The sequence below is a fragment of the Nocardioides oceani genome, assembly GCF_030412965.1.
GTDB classification, from domain to species: domain Bacteria; phylum Actinomycetota; class Actinomycetes; order Propionibacteriales; family Nocardioidaceae; genus Nocardioides; species Nocardioides oceani.
Window position 1 is genome coordinate 1 of record NZ_JAUHJQ010000187.1, and the last position, 274, is coordinate 274.

The 274-nt window shown below is 50.7% G+C and carries 1 protein-coding gene; it reads right to left on the bottom strand.

The window, feature by feature from the left end; all coding sequences use genetic code 11:
* A partial coding sequence (locus QWY28_RS23765) for an HMG-box domain-containing protein (RefSeq protein WP_300955371.1) occupies positions 1 to 242 on the bottom strand: 242 nt, incomplete at its 3' end.
* Between the last annotated feature and the right edge of the window lie 32 nt (positions 243 to 274).

Genomic DNA, 274 nt, shown 5'->3' on the forward strand with positions numbered 1-274 from the left:
TTCTTCTTCTCAGCTGTGGCAATGTACGGAGCCTTGTCCGCAGCAGACATTGCCTTCCACTCTTTACCGCCAGCTTTCCCAACCACAGCGACGGACTTGTTGTTAGGATTCTCCTTCTTGAATCTCTCTCTGAATTCAGACATGAACACGAAGAAAGCACTTGGAGGCCTCTTAGGCTTGTTTGGATCCTTGCTAGCTTTCTTCGATTGCTTCGTTCCAGCTCCAGCGCCCTTGCGCTTCAACCGGTTATCAGCAGGTTTGGCATCGGAAGCAG